This is a genomic window from Variovorax sp. BGA-UO-ETr-C22, assembly GCF_059567965.1.
In genome coordinates, this window is the sequence record NZ_JCAQPA010000011.1 from 2,208,020 (window position 1) to 2,228,342 (window position 20,323).

A 20,323-nucleotide genomic window follows, 5' to 3' on the forward strand; every position below is an offset into this window, starting at 1 on the left:
GCAGCACCTCCCGCAACCACGCCGCCCGGCTCCGACAGCCAGGGCTGAAGCGGGGGCCCGCCGGGCCTCGGTAAACTCCGCGCCTCCGATTCCTCTCCCATTTCATCGACGCAAGGAGCGTTTCCCATGCCCACCACCCCCTCCGGCCTGCAATACGAAGACACCGAAGTCGGCACCGGCGCCGAAGCCAAGGCTGGCCACCACGTGCACGTGCACTACACGGGCTGGCTCTACAACGACGGCGTGCAAGGCGCCAAGTTCGACTCCAGCCGCGACCGCAACGACCCCTTCGCGTTCTCGCTGGGCGCCAGCCAGGTCATCAAGGGCTGGGACGAAGGCGTCGCCGGCATGAAGATCGGCGGCAAGCGCACGCTGATCATCCCCGCCTCGCTGGGCTACGGTGCCCGCGGCGCCGGCGGCGTGATCCCCCCGAACGCCACCCTGAAGTTCGACGTCGAGCTCCTCGACGCGCACTGAGGCTCGCCCCCAGGCTGCGCGGCACTTCGTGTCCGCTTCGCCAACCCCCTACCGGGGGCGACACCTGCGGCCCGGCGAAGCCGGTTCCGCGGTGTCCCACGTGAAATTCAGTTCGCGCCCCCTGTTGCGGCCCTTTTGGCCGCATTTTTACGCTTGAAAAGCCCTAGGCCAGCCCCAAGTGGCTGGCTGTGTTTGTTTTCCGGCGCACGCCGGTTCTTTGAAAAATGTCTGACCCGCAACAATCCGCACAGAATTCTCAAATGCTGCAAGGCGAGCCCAGTCCCGAAGAACTGGAGGCCGCGCAAGCCGCCAACGAAGCCGAGGCGCTCGACGCCCTGGCCGTGGCGCAAGGCGAACTGGCTGCCCTTCAGACCAAGAATGCCGAGCTGGCCGACCAGTACCTGCGCGCCCAGGCCGACGTGCAGAACGCCCGCCGCCGCGCCGACGACGAGATCACCAAGGCCCGCAAGTTCGCGGTCGAAGCCTTTGCCGAGAGCCTGCTGCCGGTGACCGACAGCCTCGAAGCCGGCTTGGCCGTCAAGGACGCCACGCCCGAGCAGATCCGCGAAGGCGCCGAAGCCACGCTGCGCCAGCTCAAGAGCGCGCTCGAACGCAACAAGGTGATCGAAGTGGCCCCCGCTGCCGGCGACAAGTTCGACCCGCACCTGCACCAGGCCATCTCGATGGTGCCCGCCGACCAGGACGCCAACACCGTGGTCGGCCTGCTGCAAAAGGGCTACACGATCAACGAGCGCGTGCTGCGCCCGGCGCTGGTCACCGTGGCCGCCCCGAAGTAAATCGGCACTGCCCCACAAGATTCCCACAGGAAATCCCCGCGTCGTCCCTTGAATCGCACCGGGTTATCCACAAGTTCATAACAACATATTTTTCCGAATTTCAGGAGTAAGAACATGGCAAAGATCATCGGCATCGACCTCGGCACCACCAACTCGTGCGTGTCGATCATGGAAGGCAACACCACGCGTGTGATCGAGAACTCGGAAGGTGCGCGCACCACGCCGTCGATCGTCGCGTACCAGGAAGACGGTGAAGTCTTGGTCGGTGCCTCGGCCAAGCGCCAGGCCGTCACCAACCCCAAGAACACGCTGTACGCGATCAAGCGCCTGATCGGCCGCAAGTTCGAGGAAAAGGAAGTCCAGAAGGACATCGACCTGATGCCCTACACCATCGCCAAGGCCGACAACGGCGACGCATGGGTGGAAGTGCGCGGCAAGAAGATGGCCCCGCAGCAGGTCAGCGCCGACATCCTGCGCAAGATGAAGAAGACCGCCGAAGACTACCTCGGCGAAGCCGTGACCGAAGCCGTGATCACGGTGCCGGCCTACTTCAACGACGCACAGCGCCAGGCCACCAAGGACGCCGGCCGCATCGCGGGCCTGGACGTCAAGCGCATCATCAACGAACCCACCGCTGCAGCCCTGGCCTTCGGCCTGGACAAGCAGGACAAGGCCGACCGCAAGATCGCCGTGTATGACCTGGGCGGCGGTACCTTCGACGTGTCGATCATCGAGATCGCCGACGTCGACGGCGAGAAGCAGTTCGAAGTGCTGTCGACCAACGGCGACACCTTCCTGGGCGGCGAAGACTTCGACCAGCGCATCATCGACTACATCATCGGCGAGTTCAAAAAGGAACAAGGCGTCGACCTGAGCAAGGACGTGTTGGCCCTGCAGCGCCTGAAGGAAGCCGCTGAAAAGGCCAAGATCGAGCTGTCGAACAGCGCGCAGACCGACATCAACCTGCCGTACATCACGGCCGATGCCACCGGTCCGAAGCACCTGAACATCAAGCTCACCCGCGCCAAGCTGGAAAGCCTGGTCGACGAGCTGGTCGAGCGCACCATCGCGCCCTGCCGCCTGGCCATCAAGGACGCCGGCATCAGCGTGAGCGACATCAACGACGTGATCCTGGTCGGCGGCATGACCCGCATGCCCAAGGTGCAGGAAAAGGTGAAGGCCTTCTTCGGCAAGGAACCGCGCAAGGACGTGAACCCCGACGAAGCCGTGGCTGTCGGCGCCGCCATCCAGGGCCAGGTGCTCTCGGGTGACCGCAAGGACGTGCTGCTGCTCGACGTGACCCCGCTGTCGCTGGGCATCGAGACCATGGGTGGCGTGATGACCAAGATGATCACGAAGAACACCACGATCCCGACGAAGTTCGCACAGACCTTCTCGACCGCCGAGGACAACCAGCCGGCCGTGACCATCAAGGTGTTCCAGGGCGAGCGCGAGATCGCCTCGGGCAACAAGCTGCTGGGCGAGTTCAACCTGGAAGGCATTCCGCCGGCATCGCGCGGCACGCCGCAGATCGAGGTGAGCTTCGACATCGACGCCAACGGCATCCTGCACGTCGGCGCCAAGGACAAGGGCACCGGCAAGGAAAACAAGATCACCATCAAGGCGAACTCGGGCTTGAGCGAAGACGAGATCCAGAAGATGGTCAAGGACGCCGAGCTCAACGCCGACGAAGACAAGAAGAAGCTCGAGATCGTGCAGGCGCGCAACCAGGGCGAAGCCATGGTGCACAGCGTGAAGAAGTCGCTCGGCGAGCATGGCGCCAGCCTCGAAGCCGCCGAGAAGGACGCGATCGAAGCCGCGATCAAGGACCTGGAAGAAGCCCTCAAGGGTGAAGACAAGACCGTGATCGAGGAAAAGACCAACACGCTGATGACCGCGAGCCAGAAGCTCGGCGAGAAGATGTATGCCGAATCGCAGGCTGCGGCCAACGCCTCGGCCGCCAGCGGCCCGGCAGGTGCGGAAGCTTCCGCCAGCGCGCAGGCCGACGACAACGTGGTCGACGCCGAAGTCAAGGAAGTGAAGAAGGGCTGATCCCCTGCCCTTCTAACAAGGCTGGAACACCTGAACAGGTGCTCCAGCCTTTCTCGCTTCCAGTTCCCCGACGAGTTCCCGCCGCCCGACCGAATCTGCTGCCATGGCCACCAAACGCGACTACTACGAAACCCTCGGCGTTCCCAAGAACGCGAGCGAGGAAGAAATCAAGAAGGCTTATCGCAAGCTTGCGATGAAGCACCACCCCGACCGCAACCACGGCGACACCAGCAAGGACGCCGAGGCCAAGTTCAAGGAGGTGAAGGAGGCCTACGAGATGCTGTCGGACGGCCAGAAGCGCGCGGCCTACGACCAGTACGGCCATGCCGGCGTCGATCCCAACATGCGCGGCGGCCCCGGCGCGGAAGGCTTCGGCGGCTTCGCAGAGGCCTTCGGCGACATCTTCGGCGACGTGTTCGGCGGCGGCCGCGGCCGCACCAGCGGCGGGCGCCAGGTGTTCCGCGGCAGCGACCTGAGCTACGCGATGGAAGTCACGCTCGAGGAAGCCGCCGACGGCAAGGACGCGCAGATCCGCATCCCGAGCTGGGACGACTGCGGCACCTGCCACGGCTCCGGTGCCAAGCCCGGCACCAAGCCCATCACCTGCACCACCTGCCACGGCGCGGGCGCCGTGCAGATGCGCCAGGGCTTCTTCAGCGTGCAGCAGACCTGCCCGACCTGCCACGGCAGCGGCAAGATCGTTCCCGAGCCCTGCACCGTGTGCCACGGCCAGGGCAAGATCAAGAACAACAAGACGCTCGAGGTGAAGATTCCGGCCGGCATCGACGACGGCATGCGCATCCGCAGCACCGGCAACGGCGAGCCTGGCACCAACGGCGGGCCACCCGGCGACCTGTACATCGAGATCCGCCTCAAGAAGCACGACCTGTTCGAGCGCGACGGCGACGACCTGCACTGCGTGGTGCCCGTGAGCGTCACCACCGCGGCGCTCGGCGGCGAGATCAACGTGCCCACGCTCAAGGGCGCGGCCGCCATCGACATTCCCGACGGCACCCAGAGCGGCAAGCAGTTCCGCCTGCGTGGCAAGGGCATCAAGGGCGTGCGTTCGAGCTACCCGGGCGACCTGTACTGCCACGTGCGCGTGGAAACGCCCGTGAAGCTCACCGAGCACCAGCGCAAGCTACTCAAGGAGCTCGACGAATCGCTCAAGAAGGGTGGCGAGAAGCACAGCCCGACCGACAAGGGCTGGTTCGACAAGGCCAAGGAATTCTTCAGCTGATGATGCTGACGCGCTGACGGCCTTCGTCAGCGCCGGGCCGACGCCCTGTCGGCCCGCAGCGTGCCCTCTTTCGGCCGCTGCCGCCCTCTGGCGGCGCGCCAGGCACGCGAACGGTGCTCCCCGCACCGTTGCGGAACGCCGCCGACCGGCGCCCGCGTTGTCTTCCCACGTTGCCATGCGCCAGCCACTCGCCACAGGAGTGGCGCGGGGATTGCTTTAATGTTTTTTTGGATATGCAATAAACCAAACGACAGGTCGCGCGTTATTGCTGAAAGGCATCGGCTTTATTGAACCCGGGTTCAATTAGGAAAGGTGTTCGCCACAGAATTTCAATGAGGACGATAGCCATTCGGCATAGTCATTTCATCCGGGGACAATTACGCGAGCGCGAGCTTTTCAATTTAACAGAAACACGAATAGAAGTTCCTTGTTTTCCGAGGAACTTTACTCGGCAGAGGGGTTCAGAATAAATAAAACATTTGCCCGGTTCATTCTTTGCTTTATGCTGATTGAACCGATTGTGTAGATAGTGTGTAAGGGAGTTTTCCACGGCATACGGCCATGGGCGGGGCCCCTCTTCCAAGAGGAGCGACGCAGTCTCTGGCTGTAGGCATCGGGGTCAAAAGCCCCGCCGACCTGAAGGAGGCGCGACCATGGACGTGATCAGCAACTTTGCAGCCCGCTACGAACGCACCCGCGAGGAAGTTCTCTCGCTGCAGGAATATCTGGATATCTGCAAACGCGATCCGACGGCATATGCAACGGCCTCCGAACGAATGCTCCAGGCCATTGGCGAGCCGGAACTGGTAGATACCCGCAATGACCCCCGTCTTTCGCGGATCTTCGCGAACAAGGTCATCAAGATCTATCCGGCGTTCAAGGAGTTCTATGGCATGGAAGATGCCATCGAGCAGGTGGTGTCCTATTTCCGCCACGCCGCGCAGGGACTCGAAGAAAAGAAGCAAATCCTTTACCTGCTGGGGCCCGTCGGCGGCGGCAAGAGCTCGATCGCGGAGCGCCTGAAGCAGCTCATGGAGCACGTGCCCTTCTATGCGATCCACGGCTCCCCGGTGAACGAGTCGCCCCTCGGGCTGTTCGACACCCTCGAAGACGGCGAGATCCTCGAAAAAGAGTACGGCATCCCCGTGCGCTACCTGAACCGCATCCTGTCGCCCTGGGCCGTGAAGCGGCTCGAGGAATACGGTGGCGACATCCGCCAGTTCAAGGTGGTCAAGCGCTATCCCTCGGTGCTGCGCCAGATCGCGGTCGCCAAGACCGAGCCGGGCGACGAGAACAACCAAGACATCTCTTCCCTGGTCGGCAAGGTCGACATCCGCAAGCTCGAGACCTACGCCCAGGACGACCCCGACGCGTACGCCTACTCCGGCGGCCTGTGCCTCGCGAACCAGGGCCTGCTCGAGTTCGTGGAAATGTTCAAGGCGCCCATCAAGGTGCTGCACCCGCTGCTCACGGCCACTCAGGAAAGCAACTTCAAGGGCACCGAAGGCTTCGGCGCCATTCCCTTCGACGGCATCGTGCTGGCCCACAGCAACGAGAGCGAGTGGAAGGCGTTCCGCAACAACAAGAACAACGAGGCTTTCCTCGACCGGATCTACATCGTCAAGGTGCCGTACTGCCTGCGTGCCTCCGAAGAGATCAAGATCTACGAGAAGCTGGTGCGCAACTCCTCGCTGGCCAAGGCGCCGTGCGCGCCCGGCACCTTGCGCATGATGGCGCAGCTGTCGGTGCTCACGCGCCTGAAGGAGCCCGAGAACTCCAGCACCTTCAGCAAGATGCAGGTGTACGACGGCGAGAACCTCAAGGACACCGATCCCAAGGCCAAGTCGATCCAGGAGTACCGCGACTACGCGGGCGTCGACGAGGGCATGAGCGGCGTCTCCACGCGCTTCGCCTTCAAGATCATCTCCAAGGTCTTCAACTTCGACAGCACCGAGGTGGCCGCCAACCCGGTGCACCTGATGTATGTGCTCGAACAGCAGATCGAGCGCGAGCAGTTTCCGCCGGAAACCGAGCAGAAGTACATCAGCTACATCAAGGAGCTGCTGGCGCCGCGCTACGCCGAGTTCATCGGCAAGGAAATCCAGACCGCCTACCTGGAAAGCTACAGCGAGTACGGCCAGAACATCTTCGACCGCTACGTGACCTACGCCGACTACTGGATCCAGGACCAGGAGTTCCGCGACGTGGACACCGGCGAAGTGTTCGACCGCGCCTCGCTCAACGGCGAGCTCGAGAAGATCGAGCGCCCCGCCGGCATCGGCAACCCGAAGGACTTCCGCAACGAGATCGTCAACTTCGTGCTGCGTGCGCGGGCCGGCAACGCGGGGCGCAACCCGGCGTGGACCAGCTACGAGAAGCTGCGTGCAGTCATCGAAAAGAAGATGTTCTCCAACACCGAAGAGCTGCTGCCGGTGATCAGCTTCAACACCAAGAGCAGCGCCGACGAGCAGAAGAAGCACGAGGACTTCGTGACCCGCATGGTCGAGAAGGGCTACACCGCCAAGCAGGTCCGGCTTCTGTGCGAGTGGTACCTGCGGGTGCGCAAGAGTTCATAGCGGACAGCGGGAACAACGGACGCGTGCGAAGGACCTAACCAGCGCACCGTCCACCGTTTTGCAAGGAGCTTTGAAAACATCGTGGCCATCCTGCAGCAGATCATCGATCGCCGGCTCTCGGGCAAGAACAAGTCCATCGGCAACCGCGAGCGCTTCCTTCGGCGCTACAAGGGCCAGATCCAGGAGGCGGTGCGGCGCGCGGTCAGCGGGCGCAACATCCGCGAACTGGAGCAAGGCGAAGACGTGACCCTGCCGCGCCACGATGTCTCCGAGCCGGTGTTCGGCCATGCGCGCGGCGGCGACCGCGAGTACGTGCACCCCGGCAACCAGGAGTACCTCAAGGGCGATCGCATCGCGCGCCCCGAGGGCCAGGGCGGCGGTGGCTCGGGCAGCGGCGAGGCCAGCGACAGCGGCGAAGGCGAGGACGACTTCGTCTTCCGCCTCACGCGCGAGGAGTTCATGCGCGTCTTCTTCGACGACCTTGCGCTGCCCCACCTCGTGCGCACCCAGATCGCCGAAGTGCCCGAGTGGAAGAGCCACCGCGCCGGCTTCACCAGCGACGGCTCGCCCAACAACCTGCACGTGGTGCGCTCCATGCGCGGCGCGCTGGCGCGGCGCATCGCGCTGGGCGGCGAACCGCGCAAGGAGCTCAAGCGCCTGGAGGCGCACCTTCTGGTCCTGAAAGCGCATCCACAGGTCGAGACCGCACTGATCCAGAAGGAAATCCGCGAGACCGAGGACCTCATCGCCGAGCTGCGCCGCACCATGCGGCACGTGCCCTACATCGACCCGATCGACCTGCGCTACCGCAACCGCGTGAAGACGCCCGTGCCCAGCGCCAAGGCCGTGATGTTCTGCCTCATGGACGTGTCGGGCTCGATGGACGAGGCGCGCAAGGACATGGCCAAGCGCTTCTTCATGCTGCTGTACCTGTTCCTCACGCGGCACTACGAGCGCATCGACCTCGTGTTCCTGCGCCACCACACGCAGGCGCAGGAAGTGACCGAGGAAGAGTTCTTCCACGCCACCGAGACCGGCGGCACCGTGGTGTCGAGCGCGCTGGTGCTCATGGACGAGATCATCAAGGCCCGCTACGCCAGCGGCGAATGGAACGTGTACGGCGCCCAGGCCAGTGACGGCGACAACTGGCACCAGGACAGCGGCCGCTGCCGTGAACTGCTGGTCGACAACATCCTGCCCGTGGTGCGCTACTACGCCTACGTGCAGGTGGCCGAGACCGAGCAGAACCTGTGGCAGGAGTACCAGCAACTCGAAGGCGTGGCGCCCAACTTCGCCATGCGCAAGGTATCGGACGCGCAGGACATCTACCCGGTGTTCCGCGACCTGTTCAAGAAGGAAGGGGTGCCCACATGATCACCACCGAACGCCCTCCCGGGGCCCCCGTCCTGCCGCGCAGCACCGACCTGCCCACCTCCCGCCTCGAGCGCCTGCCCAGCCCGTCCGACTGGACCTTCGAGCTCATCGAGACGTACCACACCGAAATCGCGAAGACCGCGAGGAGCTTCGGCCTGGACACCTACCCGAACCAGCTCGAGGTGATCACGGCCGAGCAGATGATGGACGCCTACGCCAGCGTGGGCATGCCCATGATCTACAGGCACTGGTCGTACGGCAAGCAGTTCATTTCCACCGAGAAGAACTACAAGCGCGGCCACATGGGGCTGGCCTACGAGATCGTCATCAACTCCGATCCGTGCATTGCCTACCTCATGGAAGAAAACACCATGGCCATGCAGGCCCTGGTGATCGCGCACGCGGCCTATGGGCACAACAGCTTCTTCAAGGGCAACTACCTGTTCCGCATGTGGACCGACGCGTCGTCGATCATCGACTACCTCGTCTACGCGCGGCACTACATCGCCGAGTGCGAGGAGCGCCACGGCCTCGACGCGGTGGAAGACCTGCTCGACTCCTGCCACGCGCTGATGAACTACGGCGTCGACCGCTACCGCCGTCCGCAGAAGCGTTCGCTGGCGCAAGAGAGCGCGCAGCGCACCGACCGCGAGCGCCACATGCAGCAGCAGGTGAACGACCTGTGGCGCACGCTGCCGCGCAAGAGCGAACAAGCCGCCGAGTCGGAAGCCGCGCGCCGCTTTCCGCCCGAGCCGCAGGAGAACCTGCTCTATTTCATCGAGAAGAACGCCGCCCTGCTCGAGCCGTGGCAGCGCGAGGTGGTGCGCATCGTGCGCAAGATCGCGCAGTACTTCTACCCGCAGCGCCAGACCCAGGTCATGAACGAAGGCTGGGCCACCTTCTGGCACTACACGCTGCTCAACACCATGTACGACCGCGGCCAGCTGGACGACGGCTTCATGATGGAATGGCTCAGTTCGCACACCAGCGTGGTGTTCCAGCCGCCCGTGGGCCACCGCGCCTACAGCGGCATCAACCCGTATGCGCTGGGCTTCAAGATGTTCACCGACCTGCGCCGCGTCTGCGAAAAGCCGACGGACGAAGACCGCCGCTGGTTCCCCGACTTCGCGGGCACCGACTGGGTCAAGACGCTCGACTACGCGATGCGCAACTTCAAGGACGAGAGCTTCGTCGGCCAGTTCCTGAGCCCGAAGACGATGCGCGATTTCCGCCTGTTCTCGATCCGCGACTACCAGAGCGAATCGGAGCTCGAGGTGTCGGCCATCCACGACGACAGCGGCTACCAGGCGCTGCGCGAATCGCTGTCACGCCAGTACGACATCGGCAACCGCGAGCCCGACATCCAGGTCTGGAGCGTGGCCACGCGCGGCGACCGCTCGCTCACGCTGCGCCATACGCAGCGCAACAACCTGCCGCTGAACGACAACGCCGAAGAAGTGCTGAAGCACGTCGCAAGGCTCTGGGGCTTCGACGTGCACCTGGAAAGCGTCGACAGCGCAGGCCGGGTCAGCCGCAGCTGGAAGGCCGCAGCGCCGAAGCAAACCTACTGAGAAACCTGCTGCTCAGAGCGGCTGTTGATCAGCCGTCCACCCGAAGCGTGCCCCCGTGCGCAGGGCACTGGGTGCTTCCCGCAGCGAAATCAAGGAGGAGCCGAAGGCGGGGGACATTCGCGGAGGGAAGTACCCGGTGCCCTGCGCACGCCCCCGAAAGGCAACCTCAGGGAACCAGCGCGGCGATGGCCAGCGTGTACCCCTTCACCCCCAGCCCCACGATGATCCCGCGCGCCGCAGGCGAGATGTACGAGTGGTGGCGAAACTCTTCCCGCGCATGCACGTTCGAGATGTGCAGCTCGATCAGCGGCACGCTCGCCCCCTTGATGGCGTCGTGCAGCGCGATCGACGTGTGGGTGTAGGCCCCCGGGTTCATCACCACGCCCAGCATGTTGCCGGCGGCCACTTCACGACCCGCCTCCTGAACCCAGTCGATCAGCACGCCTTCATGGTTCGACTGGCGGCACTCGATCTCGACACCGAGTTTCGCGCCCGTCTCCTTGCACAGGCGTTCGACGTCGGCGAGCGTGTCGCGGCCGTACTGTTCGGGCTCGCGCGTGCCGAGCAGGTTGAGGTTGGGGCCGTTGAGGACGAGGATTTTCTTCATGATGGATCGGTGAAGGAAGCTGGCGGATGCAGGAAGAAGAAAGCCGATTATGGTCGCGCCGCCGACCGCGCCCGCCGTGCAGGTGACACCGCCGCGGTCGACCCCACGTAGTGGTTGTACGAGCCGATGTCCGCCACACAGCGAGCCATCAGGTCGACGAAGGCCCGCAGCTTCTGCCCCATGTAGCGCTGTCGCTGGTAGGCGCAGTACAGCCGCCGCGCCTCCGGCGGCCATTGCGGCAGCACCGGCACCAGCACGCCCTGCGCCACCTCGGGCCCGGCGAAGAACACCGGCAGCGGCGCAATGCCCAGGCCGTCGATGCAGAAGGTCTTCATCACCCAGTGGTCGTTGGTTTCGAAGGCCGGCTCCGAGCGCACCACATGGCGCCCCCAGGCCTGCTGCGACACCAGCCGCAGCGCCGACGGCGGGCCCGAGGGCTCGCGCATCGCGATCATCCGGTGCTGCGCCAGCGCCTCGGGCGTGTGCGGCGTGCCGTGCCGCGCCAGGTACTGCGGGCTGGCGTACAGGCCGTAAGCCAACCGACCCAGCAGCTTGGCGACCAGGTCCGGCAGGTCGGGCGGCGCCGAGCCCACATAGCAGTCGACCTCGCCGATCTGCGGGGCCTGGGCGCCGTTCGCCACGTCGAGCTGGCAGCGCACGTTCGGGTGCGATTCGAGAAAGATCCGCACCACATGGCAGACGAAGGAGGTGCTGAACTGCGTGTCGGACAGCAGCGTGAGCCGCCCCGACACCCCGCCCGTGAGCTCCTGCACCTCGGTGCGCGCGGTTTCCAGCCGGCCGCTGACCTCGCCGAGCAGCCCCTCGCAGCGTGCGAAGAACGCACGCCCGGCCTCCGTGGGCGCGATGCGGCGCGAGCTGCGCAGCAGCAGCTGGGCGCCCAGCAACTCCTCCAGCCGCGTGAGTTGCCGGCTCAGCGTGGCCTTCGACACGCCCGACAGGCTCTCGGCCTTGGTGAGGCTGCCGCTCTTCATCACGAGCACGAAGGCCTCGACCAGCGCGAGGTCGATGCGCCCTGCGCTCATGAATACCCCCGCTGTGGAAGTCGTCGTTGCAGGAATGAAAAGGAGCGTCTTGGCATGGGGCTTTCATCGGTGCGGCGGACACGCTACGGTAGGCGGCACCGCCGACAAGGGCATGGCCGATGCTATGCCGATTTGCGGCGCCCTTTCCCGCTGCCCCCACGATCAAGACCCATGAATTCCTCCGTCACCTGGCATCCCGTCACGCCCTCTGCCGAGGTGCGCGCCGGCGCCAACATCGTCGCCGGCTTTGCGCAAGGCCAGGAGCTCGCGCTGTGGCGCGCGGCCGATGGCTCCTCGCAGGCCTGGGAGAACCGCTGCCCGCACCGCAGCGTGCGCTTCACCCTCGGTCAGGTGACCGGCGGCGATCGCCTGGCCTGCGCCTACCACGGCTGGCAGTACGAGGCCGGCAGCGGCGCCTGCGTGCGCATCCCGGCGCACCCGGCCATGCAAGCGCCGCGCAACGTCTGCGCCAAGGTGTTCGCCACGGCGGACGCCGCGGGCATGCTGTGGGTGCGCCTCGCGGCCGACGGCCCGTCTGCGCCGGCCGAGCTGGCCAACGCCGTGCCCGCCGGCTGGCACCTCGCCCGCACGCTGACGCTGCGCGTGGCTGCGTCCGAGGTGCGTGCTGCGCTGGCGCCGCACGGCTTCGCATCGACGGGAACGCCCGATGCATGGCAAGGCACGCTGGACGATTCGCCCGTCGCCGCCCTGCTGCTAGATGCCCAACCGCAGCTGAGCTTCCTGCACCTGTGGACCGACGCGGCCCCCGGCTCCGACGCGATGGCCCGGGTGCACCGCGCGGCGCGCCAGCTGCGCAGCGACGTTGAAGCCGCTGCCTCGCCCTGAACAGGAAGAAAGAAGCAACATGCCCTTCGTCACCGACGATCCCAACATGCTCGACGACTGGCTCGTCGTCGGCCCCGCCAGCGGCTTGCCACGAACAACGCGGCTGCTCGGCGAAACCCTGCACCTGCACACCGACGCCGACGGCACGCCGCACGCCCTGCTCGGCACCGACGCGCTGACCGTGCAGTCGCGCTACGGCTTCCTCTGGGTCTGCCCCAGCGGCCGCCCGGCGCGCCCGCTGTTCGCCTTCCCCGAATACGACGAACCCGGCCGCCGCATCGTCGATTGCGGTGGGCTCGGCGTGGCCGTGTCGGGCCTGCGCGTGATCGAGAACTTCCTGGACATGGCGCACTTTCCCTTCGTGCACCCCGACTACCTCGGCAAGGTGCCGCACACCGAAGTGGCCAAGTACAACGTCGAGATCGACGGCGCCACCGACGAGATCTGGGCCACCGACTGCCGCTTCTGGCAACCCCGCGCCTCGGCCGCCCACGACACGGGCAGCGAGGTGTTCTACAAGTACCGCGTGATGCAACCCTTCTCGGCCATGCTCTACAAGTCCAGCCACCGGCCCGACAAGCTCGACGCCATCGGCCTCTTCTTGCAGCCGGTGGACGACGAGCACGTCATCGCCCACACGCTGCTGGCCTACTTCGACGACGTGTCGAGCGACGCCGAGCTCATCGCCTTCCAGCACACCATCTTCGGGCAGGACAAGCCGATCCTGGAGAACCACGCCTTCAAGCGCATGCCGCTCGAAGGCCGCGCCGAGACGCCCACGCGCGGCGACACCACCTCCGTCACCTACCGCCGCTGGCTGCGCGAGCGCGGCATGCGCTTCGGCACCGCGAGGGCCGCCGCATGACCGTCAAGCTCTACGACTACCCGCTCTCGGGCAACTGCTTCAAGGTGCGGCAGATGCTGCTGTGGCTCGGCGTGGACCACGCGAGCGTGCCGGTCGACTTCCATCCGGGTCGCGAACACAAGTCCGCACGATTCCTCGAGCAGATCAACCCGCTCGGCCAGCTCCCGGTGATCGACGACGAGGGCTTCGTGCTGCGCGACGCGCAGGCCATCCTGGTCTACCTCGCGAGCCGCTACGACGACCCACGGCAGCGCTGGTACCCCGCCGACCCGAAGCTGCGCGGCCAGGTCGCGATGTGGCTCGCCATGGCCGACGAGATCACGCGCACCGCCTCGGCCGCCCGGCTGCACGACGCGCTGGGCTACACGCACCTGGACATCGAGGCCTGCCGGCGCGGCGCGCGCGCGGCCTTCCGCGTGCTCGACGACCACCTGGCCGAGCAGCACGCCGCCACCGGCCTGCGCTGGCTCGTGGCCGCGCCCGAGCCGACCATTGCCGACCTCGCCTGCTTTCCGTACGTGGCGCTGGCGGGCGAAGGCGGCGTCTCGCTCGACGAGTTTCCCGCGCTGCGCCGCTGGGTCTGGGACTTTCGTCACCTGCCGGGCTTTGTGGGCATGTCGGGTATCTTCCCGGCTGGCCCCGCCTGAAGGCTCGCCTGAGTATCCTTGTCCCCCTCCGCTCTCTGAAGAACCGAATCCCATGAAAACCAAAGCCGCCGTCGCCTGGCAAGCAGGCCAACCCCTGACCATCGAAACCGTGGACCTCCAAGGCCCCAAGTTCGGTGAAGTGCTCGTCGAGATCAAGGCCACCGGCATCTGCCACACCGACTACTACACGCTCTCGGGCGCCGACCCCGAAGGCATCTTCCCCGCGATCCTGGGCCATGAAGGCGCGGGCATCGTGGTCGATGTCGGCCCCGGCGTCACCACCCTGAAAAAGGGCGACCACGTCATTCCGCTGTACACACCCGAATGCCGCCAGTGCAAGTTCTGCCTGAGCCGCAAGACCAACCTGTGCCAACTGATCCGCGGCACGCAGGGCAAGGGCCTCATGCCCGACGCCACCAGCCGCTTCAGCCTCGACGGCAAGCCCATCTTCCATTACATGGGCACGAGCACCTTCAGCAACTACACGGTCGCGCCCGAAATCTCGCTGGCCAAGATCCGCGAAGACGCGCCCTTCGACAAGGTCTGCTACATCGGCTGCGGCGTCACCACCGGCATCGGTGCGGTGATCTTCACGGCCAAGGTGGAAGCCGGCGCGAACGTCGTGGTGTTCGGCCTGGGCGGCATCGGCCTGAACGTGATCCAGGGCGCCAAGATGGTGGGCGCCGACAAGATCATCGGCGTCGACCTGAACCCCGAACGCGAAGCCATGGCCCGCCAGTTCGGCATGACGCACTTCATCAACCCCAAGACCACCGAGAACGTGGTCGACGCCATCGTGCAGCTGACCGACGGCGGCGCCGACTACAGCTTCGAGTGCATCGGCAACACGCAGGTGATGCGCCAGGCGCTCGAATGCACGCACAAGGGCTGGGGCCGCAGCATCATCATCGGCGTGGCCGAGGCCGGCGCCGAGATCAGCACCCGCCCGTTCCAGCTGGTCACCGGCCGCAAGTGGGAAGGCTCGGCCTTCGGCGGCGCGCGCGGGCGCACCGACGTGCCGAAGATCGTCGACTGGTACATGGAAGGCAAGATCAACATCGACGACCTGATCACGCACACCATGCCGCTGGAAGACATCAACAAGGGCTTCGACCTGATGAAGCGGGGTGAATCGATCCGCGGCGTGGTCCTGTACTGAGGCCGAGGAGGCGCCCGCCATGAACCGCATGGAACCCCTGCGCACCATCGAAGCGGGCGTCCTCGAGATCGCCTATTACGAAGCCGGCCCGGCCGACGGCCCGCCCGTGCTGCTGATGCACGGCTTTCCGTACGACATTCACACTTACGCCGAGGTCGCGCCGATGCTGGCCGCCCAAGGCTGCCGCGTGATCGTGCCGTACATGCGCGGCTACGGCGCCACGCGCTTCCTGAGCGACGCCACGCCGCGCTCAGGCGAACAGGCGGCGTTCGGCGCCGACCTGCTAGCCCTGCTCGACGCCCTGAAGATCGAGCGCGCCGTGCTCGCCGGCTACGACTGGGGCGGCCGCGCCGCCTGCGTCGTGGCGGCGCTGTGGCCCGAACGCTGCGCGGGGCTGGTCTCGCTCAACAGCTACAACATCCAGAACATCGCCAAGGCGATGGAACCCGACACGCCCGCCAACGAGCACAGCCTCTGGTACCAGTACTACTTTCACAGCGAGCGCGGTCGCGCCGGTCTTGCGAAGGACCGCAAGGCCCTCACGAAACTGCTGTGGCAGCTGTGGTCGCCAACCTGGCGCTTCGACGACGCCACCTTCGATCGCAGCGCCGCCGCCTTCGACCACCCCGACTTCGTGGACGTGGTGATCCATTCGTACCGCCACCGCTTCGGCCTCGTGCCCGGCGACCCGGCGTATGCCGACATCGAACGCCGCCTTGCCGCGCAGCCGACGATCACCGTGCCCGCCATCACCTTCGACGGCATCGACGACGGCGTGCGACCGCCCGCCGACGCCTCGGCCCACGCGCACCGCTTCAGCGGACCGCGCTCGCACCGCCTCGTGCCCGGCGCGGGCCACAACCTGCCGCAGGAAGCACCGCGCACCTTCGCCGACGCCGTGCTCGAACTCGTGCCCGCGCTGCGCAGCCAGACGATCTCTTCTTCATGACCGACACCGCCCCCACCCTTCTTTCCGAACACCACGCCTTCGGCGGCGTGCAGCGCTTCGTCGAGCACCGCTCGCACGAGATCGGCCTGCCGATGCGCTTCTCGGTCTACCTGCCGCCGCAGGCCGCGCACACGCGCGTGCCCGCCCTGCTCTACCTTGCCGGCCTGACCTGCAACGAAGAGACCTTCGCGGTGAAGGCCGGCGCGCAGCGCATGGCCGCCAGCCTGGGCGTTGCGCTCATCGCGCCCGACACCAGCCCGCGCGGCACGGAACCCGAAAGCCTGCCGGGCGCAAAAGACAGCTGGGACTTCGGCATCGGCGCCGGCTTCTACCTCGACGCCACCTCCGAGCCCTGGGCCACGCACTGGCGCATGGAAAGCTGGATCGTGCACGAGCTGCTCCCGCTGGTGGCCCGCCACTTTCCGGTCGACGGCGAGCGCATCGGCATCTTCGGCCACTCGATGGGCGGCCACGGCGCGCTCACGCTGGCGCTGCGGCACCCGGGGCGCTTCAAGTCGCTCTCGGCCTTCGCGCCGATCTGCGCACCCACCCAGTGCCCGTGGGGCCAGAAGGCCTTCGCCGGCTACCTGGGCGAGCCCGGCGACGACCGCGCCCAATGGCTCGCGCACGACGCCAGCGCGCTGATGCAATCGCAGACCGTGGCGCCCTATCCGCAGGGCATCCTCATCGACCAGGGCCTGGCCGACAAATTCCTGGCCGAGCAGCTGCACCCCGAAGTCTTCGAGGCCGCCTGCTTCGCCGCCGGCCAGCCGCTCACGCTGCGCCGCCACGCGGGCTACGACCACGGCTACTACTTCATCCAGAGCTTCATGGCAGACCACATCGCGCACCATGCGCAGACGCTGAACGGCTGAGCACAAAGGGGTGCGGTCCGCACCCGGCGTGGCTATCATGGTCCGCATGTCCGCCGCCCAGATTCCTGCCTTCCAGCTGCGCTCGCGCGATGGCGGCGCCGAAGAGAACATGGTGCTCGCGGGCATCTGGCGCCGCGCCTGGGTGTCGGCCAACCGCAGCGCCGTCCACGTCGAGCCCATCGGCCACTGGCTGCGGCGCGTGCAGACCGAATTCATCCCGCCCGCCGACGTGGTGCTGGCGGAGCGCGACGGCCAGGTGCTGGCCTTCATGGTGCTGCTCACGGCGCGCGAGTACGTGGCCCAGCTGTTCGTCGAGCCGCACCTGCGCAGCCAGGGCCTGGGCAAGGCGCTGCTCGACGAGGCCTGCGTGCGCATGCCGCACGGCTGGCGGCTGCATGTGGCCGTCACCAACACCGAGGCGCAGCGCTTCTACGAACGCTACGGCCTCGTGCGCGGCGTGGTCGACCGCCACCCCGGCAGCGGACGCGAACGCATCGCCTACCATTGGTCGCCCACCCGCGCGCCCTGGCGCACGGGCTGACACCCTCCGCACTTCCTTCCTGCCCCATGCGCATCCGCATCGACCACATCGCCCTCTGGACCACCGACCTCGAACGCTGCAAGCGCTTCTACGTCGACTACTTCGGCGCCACCGCCGGCGCCGGCTACGTCAACCCGGCCAAGGGCTTCGCCTCGTGCTTCCTGAGCCTGGGCGACGGCGCGCGCATCGAGGCCATGACGACGAGCACCCTGTCGCCCGTGGTCGCCGAGGCCGGCGCGCAGCGCATGGGCTGGACGCATCTGGCGATCTCGGTCGGCTCCGACGCCGAAGTCGATGCGCTCACGCAGCGGCTGAAGGCCGACGGCTACCCGCTGCTCGACGGCCCGCGCCGCACCGGCGACGGCTACTACGAGAGCGTGGTGCTCGACCCGGACGGCAACCGCATCGAGATCACCGCATGAGCGCGTTTGTTCAAAGCCTGCACGAGACCTTCGAACGCCTCGGCCGCATCGAGACCCGCCGCATGTTCGGCGGCCACGGCGTGTGGCACGAGGGCCGCATGATCGCGCTCGTCGCCAAGGACACGCTGTACCTCAAGTCCGATGCCGGCAGCGCCGCGCACTTCGATGCACTCAACCTGCCGCCCTTCACCTACGTGCGCGAAGGCAAGGAAATGCCGATGTCGTACCGCCTCGCGCCGGCCGACCTGTTCGAAGATCGCGAGGAAGCCGCGCGCTGGGGCCGACTGGCCTACGAGGCCGCACTGCGTTCGGGCCAGCCGCCGAAGCAGAAGAAGCCCAAACCTAAACCCCAAACAACCCCCAAGGCCGCGAAAGCGAAGACCCGTTGAACGACCAGAACAACAACCACGGCCACCGGCTCCCTCCGCTTCCCGAGCGCGAACAAATCGCGCTGCTCGACCCCTTCGACAGCCTCGACCTGAAAGACATCGTGGTCGTCACCTCGCTGGCCGAAGCCGAGCGCGCCGCCGACGAATTGCTCGACGCCGGCGTGGCCGGCTTCGACACCGAGTCGCGCCCCACCTTTGCAAAGAACGAAGTGTCGACCGGCCCGCACGTGGTGCAGTTCGCCACGCGCGACACGGCCTGGCTGTTCCAGCTGCACCGCGACGAATGCAACCCCGTGGTGGCTGGCCTGCTCGCGTCCACCGAACTGCGCAAGGTCGGCTTCGGCCTTTCGAGCGACCTGTCGCTGATCCGCCTGCGCCTGGCGATTGCGCCGCAGGCCGTGTTCGACATCGACGACGAATTCCGCCGGCGCGGCTACCGCCGCTCGGTGGGCGTGAAGACGGCGGTGGCGCTGATGTTCAACCGCCGCTTCGCCAAGTCGCGCAAGGCGACCACCTCGAACTGGGCGCACAAGCAGCTCACCGAGTCGCAGATCCGCTACGCGGCCAACGACGCCTATGCGTCGCTGCGCGTGTTCGACGCGCTCTTTCCGAACGGCTGAACCTCCGCCCTCAGTCGCGCCCCGCTTCGAGGATCGCCTGCGCCAGCCGCTGCGGGTTCGAGAAGAACATCTCGTGGCTGCCCGGGCACTCCACGAGCCGGAACAACCCCAGCCGCTCCGACAGCCGCGGATGCCACGGCAGGCTGTGCGGCAGCGCAGTGTCCTGCTGGCAGTTGACGTACGACTTGCCCAGCGCCAGCGCCGCCAGCGGCTGCTTCAGCTGGATCTTGTCGGTGAAGGTGCGGTACGGGTGCGGGTTGAGCTTGTCGTAGGCGGACTGCGCCAGCGCGAGGTCGGCGTCGTTGATGAAGGCCTCGCGCCAGATCTCGAAGGGCAGCATCACGGCGTTGTTGTTGGCGGCCGCCACCGCGTCGAACATGGTCACGTAGTGCGGCGGCACCATGTCGTTGAGCGCCTCGCCGTCGAGCGGCACGAAGGCGTTGATGTAGACCAGCCGCCGCAGCCGCGCCGCGATGCGGTCGGCCACGCCCGAGATCACCATGCCGCCGTAGCTGTGGCCCACGAGCCGCACCTGCGTGAGGTCCTTGGCCTCGATGAAGCGGACCACCGAGGCGATGGCGTCGGCCAGGCCGGTGCCCGCGCGGTCGTCGCCGGGGTTGTTGCCTGCCACGGTGGGGCAATGCACGGTGTGGCCGGCCGCGCGCAGGCCGTCGGCCACGGCCTCCATTTCGGCGCCGGTGTGCCAGGCGCCGTGAACCAGAACATAGGTGTCGGACATGGGTGTCTCCTTCGTTGGATGCGTCATTGGGGAATGGACCGAGGGCGACTGTAGAAAAAGCGTTGCGTCGCGGATGGCCGTTGCCTGCCAGGGCGATGGCCGATTCGTGCCACCGGTCTTTTTGTCTTTCGGGTTGCTTCGCTTCAATAATTCAAAGATACTTGAATAATGGAAGAAAACGATGTGGTCCGTGCCTTGGGCGCACTCGCGCAACCCGTGCGCCTGCGGGTGTTCCGTGCCTTGGTGGTGGCGGGGCCCGACGGGCTGACGCCGGGTGCGCTGACCGAAGCGCTGGCGGTACCGGCGACGGGGCTGTCCTTTCACCTCAAGGAGCTGGTGAACGCGAACCTGGTCTCGCAGGAGCGCCAGGGGCGCAACCTCATCTACCGCGCATCGTTCGAGCGGATGAACGGCCTGCTCGGCTACCTCACCGAGAACTGCTGCCAGGGGGAAGCCTGCCTTCCCGCGACCACCTGCGACTGCTGACCATGAAAGCCTGTGCTGTTGCACGCAGCGTGCGTGCGCTCTGGCGTG

General features: G+C 66.3%; 21 protein-coding genes. 18 read left to right on the top strand and 3 right to left on the bottom strand.

Features of this window, described 5'->3' with window-relative positions; translation table 11 throughout:
- Positions 1-126 precede the first annotated feature (126 nt).
- The 7 genes from AC57B8_RS30425 to AC57B8_RS30455 all read left to right on the top strand — a co-directional run bounded on the left by AC57B8_RS30425 (position 127) and on the right by AC57B8_RS30455 (position 10,087).
- The gene (locus tag AC57B8_RS30425; protein WP_496481621.1) at positions 127-477 is read left to right on the top strand and encodes an FKBP-type peptidyl-prolyl cis-trans isomerase; all 351 of its coding nucleotides are present in this window, start codon (positions 127-129) and stop codon (positions 475-477) included.
- Positions 478-701: 224 nt separating this feature from the next.
- Complete coding sequence (grpE, locus tag AC57B8_RS30430) at positions 702-1,274, top strand: nucleotide exchange factor GrpE (RefSeq protein WP_082817966.1); 573 nt, start codon at positions 702-704, stop codon at positions 1,272-1,274.
- A 114-nt stretch (positions 1,275-1,388) separates the two neighbouring features.
- Positions 1,389-3,326 (top strand): molecular chaperone DnaK, encoded by a 1,938-nt coding sequence (gene dnaK, locus AC57B8_RS30435; RefSeq protein WP_070059679.1) that lies wholly within the window; start codon positions 1,389-1,391, stop codon positions 3,324-3,326.
- Between the two features lie 103 nt (positions 3,327-3,429).
- Entirely contained in the window at positions 3,430-4,566 is a 1,137-nt protein-coding gene (dnaJ, locus tag AC57B8_RS30440; protein WP_062470698.1) for a molecular chaperone DnaJ, read from the top strand.
- Positions 4,567-5,219: 653 nt separating this feature from the next.
- Positions 5,220-7,142, top strand: coding sequence for a PrkA family serine protein kinase (locus AC57B8_RS30445; protein ID WP_062470701.1), 1,923 nt, complete (start codon positions 5,220-5,222; stop codon positions 7,140-7,142).
- Between the two features lie 81 nt (positions 7,143-7,223).
- On the top strand, positions 7,224-8,516 hold the full coding sequence (locus AC57B8_RS30450; RefSeq protein ID WP_095744575.1) for a YeaH/YhbH family protein: 1,293 nt from the start codon (positions 7,224-7,226) through the stop codon (positions 8,514-8,516).
- A complete protein-coding gene (locus AC57B8_RS30455; RefSeq protein WP_223301264.1) occupies positions 8,513-10,087 on the top strand; it encodes a SpoVR family protein in 1,575 nt (524 codons plus the stop codon). The genes AC57B8_RS30450 and AC57B8_RS30455 overlap by 4 nt, the downstream gene beginning before the upstream one ends.
- Positions 10,088-10,253: 166 nt before the next feature.
- Here the strand turns inward: AC57B8_RS30455 and aroQ are convergent, their stop codons facing one another.
- Both aroQ and AC57B8_RS30465 read right to left on the bottom strand, forming a co-directional pair.
- On the bottom strand, positions 10,254-10,694 hold the full coding sequence (aroQ, locus tag AC57B8_RS30460) for a type II 3-dehydroquinate dehydratase (protein WP_062470706.1): 441 nt from the start codon (positions 10,692-10,694) through the stop codon (positions 10,254-10,256).
- A gap of 47 nt (positions 10,695-10,741) precedes the next feature.
- The gene (locus AC57B8_RS30465) at positions 10,742-11,737 is read right to left on the bottom strand and encodes a LysR family transcriptional regulator (RefSeq protein WP_496481622.1); all 996 of its coding nucleotides are present in this window, start codon (positions 11,735-11,737) and stop codon (positions 10,742-10,744) included.
- Positions 11,738-11,908: 171 nt separating this feature from the next.
- Between AC57B8_RS30465 and AC57B8_RS30470 the strand changes: the two genes are divergently transcribed.
- From AC57B8_RS30470 to AC57B8_RS30515, 10 genes are read left to right on the top strand one after another with little or no spacing between them, the layout of a single operon-like run.
- On the top strand, positions 11,909-12,583 hold the full coding sequence (locus tag AC57B8_RS30470; RefSeq protein ID WP_496481623.1) for a Rieske 2Fe-2S domain-containing protein: 675 nt from the start codon (positions 11,909-11,911) through the stop codon (positions 12,581-12,583).
- 19 nt (positions 12,584-12,602) lie between these two features.
- Positions 12,603-13,448, top strand: coding sequence for an aromatic ring-hydroxylating dioxygenase subunit alpha (locus AC57B8_RS30475; RefSeq protein ID WP_496481624.1), 846 nt, complete (start codon positions 12,603-12,605; stop codon positions 13,446-13,448).
- Positions 13,445-14,095, top strand: a complete 651-nt coding sequence (locus AC57B8_RS30480) for a glutathione S-transferase family protein (RefSeq protein ID WP_496481625.1) — start codon at positions 13,445-13,447, stop codon at positions 14,093-14,095. The genes AC57B8_RS30475 and AC57B8_RS30480 overlap by 4 nt, the downstream gene beginning before the upstream one ends.
- 52 nt (positions 14,096-14,147) lie before the next feature.
- A complete protein-coding gene (locus AC57B8_RS30485) occupies positions 14,148-15,254 on the top strand; it encodes an S-(hydroxymethyl)glutathione dehydrogenase/class III alcohol dehydrogenase (RefSeq protein ID WP_070059685.1) in 1,107 nt (368 codons plus the stop codon).
- A 19-nt stretch (positions 15,255-15,273) separates the two neighbouring features.
- Positions 15,274-16,203 (top strand): alpha/beta fold hydrolase, encoded by a 930-nt coding sequence (locus AC57B8_RS30490; RefSeq protein ID WP_496481626.1) that lies wholly within the window; start codon positions 15,274-15,276, stop codon positions 16,201-16,203.
- Entirely contained in the window at positions 16,200-17,078 is an 879-nt protein-coding gene (fghA, locus tag AC57B8_RS30495) for an S-formylglutathione hydrolase (protein WP_496481627.1), read from the top strand. The genes AC57B8_RS30490 and fghA overlap by 4 nt, the downstream gene beginning before the upstream one ends.
- Before the next feature lie 46 nt (positions 17,079-17,124).
- Complete coding sequence (locus AC57B8_RS30500) at positions 17,125-17,619, top strand: GNAT family N-acetyltransferase (RefSeq protein WP_223301265.1); 495 nt, start codon at positions 17,125-17,127, stop codon at positions 17,617-17,619.
- A 26-nt stretch (positions 17,620-17,645) separates the two neighbouring features.
- Positions 17,646-18,041: a VOC family protein gene (locus tag AC57B8_RS30505; RefSeq protein ID WP_307637958.1), complete on the top strand. Its 396-nt coding sequence runs from the start codon at positions 17,646-17,648 to the stop codon at positions 18,039-18,041.
- Complete coding sequence (locus tag AC57B8_RS30510) at positions 18,038-18,430, top strand: TfoX/Sxy family protein (RefSeq protein ID WP_496481628.1); 393 nt, start codon at positions 18,038-18,040, stop codon at positions 18,428-18,430. Before AC57B8_RS30505 ends, AC57B8_RS30510 begins: the two co-directional genes overlap by 4 nt.
- Entirely contained in the window at positions 18,427-19,050 is a 624-nt protein-coding gene (locus AC57B8_RS30515; protein ID WP_159272632.1) for a 3'-5' exonuclease, read from the top strand. The genes AC57B8_RS30510 and AC57B8_RS30515 overlap by 4 nt, the downstream gene beginning before the upstream one ends.
- A gap of 10 nt (positions 19,051-19,060) precedes the next feature.
- Here the strand turns inward: AC57B8_RS30515 and AC57B8_RS30520 are convergent, their stop codons facing one another.
- Complete coding sequence (locus AC57B8_RS30520; protein WP_496481629.1) at positions 19,061-19,789, bottom strand: alpha/beta fold hydrolase; 729 nt, start codon at positions 19,787-19,789, stop codon at positions 19,061-19,063.
- Between the two features lie 168 nt (positions 19,790-19,957).
- On the opposite strand from AC57B8_RS30520, the gene AC57B8_RS30525 reads away from it, so the two are divergent.
- Positions 19,958-20,275, top strand: coding sequence for an ArsR/SmtB family transcription factor (locus AC57B8_RS30525; protein WP_496481630.1), 318 nt, complete (start codon positions 19,958-19,960; stop codon positions 20,273-20,275).
- Positions 20,276-20,323: the final 48 nt, after the last annotated feature.

Excerpts from the sequence above, each read along its gene's own strand:
- AC57B8_RS30425 (WP_496481621.1), top strand. The coding sequence starts at position 127 with ATGCCCACCACCCCCTCCGGCCTGCAATACGAAGACACCGAAGTCGGC.
- grpE (WP_082817966.1), top strand. The coding sequence starts at position 702 with ATGTCTGACCCGCAACAATCCGCACAGAATTCTCAAATGCTGCAAGGC.
- dnaK (WP_070059679.1), top strand. The coding sequence starts at position 1,389 with ATGGCAAAGATCATCGGCATCGACCTCGGCACCACCAACTCGTGCGTG.
- dnaJ (WP_062470698.1), top strand. The coding sequence starts at position 3,430 with ATGGCCACCAAACGCGACTACTACGAAACCCTCGGCGTTCCCAAGAAC.
- AC57B8_RS30445 (WP_062470701.1), top strand. The coding sequence starts at position 5,220 with ATGGACGTGATCAGCAACTTTGCAGCCCGCTACGAACGCACCCGCGAG.
- AC57B8_RS30455 (WP_223301264.1), top strand. The coding sequence starts at position 8,513 with ATGATCACCACCGAACGCCCTCCCGGGGCCCCCGTCCTGCCGCGCAGC.
- aroQ (WP_062470706.1), bottom strand. The coding sequence starts at position 10,694 with ATGAAGAAAATCCTCGTCCTCAACGGCCCCAACCTCAACCTGCTCGGC.
- AC57B8_RS30465 (WP_496481622.1), bottom strand. The coding sequence starts at position 11,737 with ATGAGCGCAGGGCGCATCGACCTCGCGCTGGTCGAGGCCTTCGTGCTC.
- AC57B8_RS30470 (WP_496481623.1), top strand. The coding sequence starts at position 11,909 with ATGAATTCCTCCGTCACCTGGCATCCCGTCACGCCCTCTGCCGAGGTG.
- AC57B8_RS30475 (WP_496481624.1), top strand. The coding sequence starts at position 12,603 with ATGCCCTTCGTCACCGACGATCCCAACATGCTCGACGACTGGCTCGTC.
- AC57B8_RS30480 (WP_496481625.1), top strand. The coding sequence starts at position 13,445 with ATGACCGTCAAGCTCTACGACTACCCGCTCTCGGGCAACTGCTTCAAG.
- AC57B8_RS30485 (WP_070059685.1), top strand. The coding sequence starts at position 14,148 with ATGAAAACCAAAGCCGCCGTCGCCTGGCAAGCAGGCCAACCCCTGACC.
- AC57B8_RS30490 (WP_496481626.1), top strand. The coding sequence starts at position 15,274 with ATGAACCGCATGGAACCCCTGCGCACCATCGAAGCGGGCGTCCTCGAG.
- fghA (WP_496481627.1), top strand. The coding sequence starts at position 16,200 with ATGACCGACACCGCCCCCACCCTTCTTTCCGAACACCACGCCTTCGGC.
- AC57B8_RS30500 (WP_223301265.1), top strand. The coding sequence starts at position 17,125 with ATGTCCGCCGCCCAGATTCCTGCCTTCCAGCTGCGCTCGCGCGATGGC.
- AC57B8_RS30505 (WP_307637958.1), top strand. The coding sequence starts at position 17,646 with ATGCGCATCCGCATCGACCACATCGCCCTCTGGACCACCGACCTCGAA.
- AC57B8_RS30510 (WP_496481628.1), top strand. The coding sequence starts at position 18,038 with ATGAGCGCGTTTGTTCAAAGCCTGCACGAGACCTTCGAACGCCTCGGC.
- AC57B8_RS30520 (WP_496481629.1), bottom strand. The coding sequence starts at position 19,789 with ATGTCCGACACCTATGTTCTGGTTCACGGCGCCTGGCACACCGGCGCC.
- AC57B8_RS30525 (WP_496481630.1), top strand. The coding sequence starts at position 19,958 with ATGGAAGAAAACGATGTGGTCCGTGCCTTGGGCGCACTCGCGCAACCC.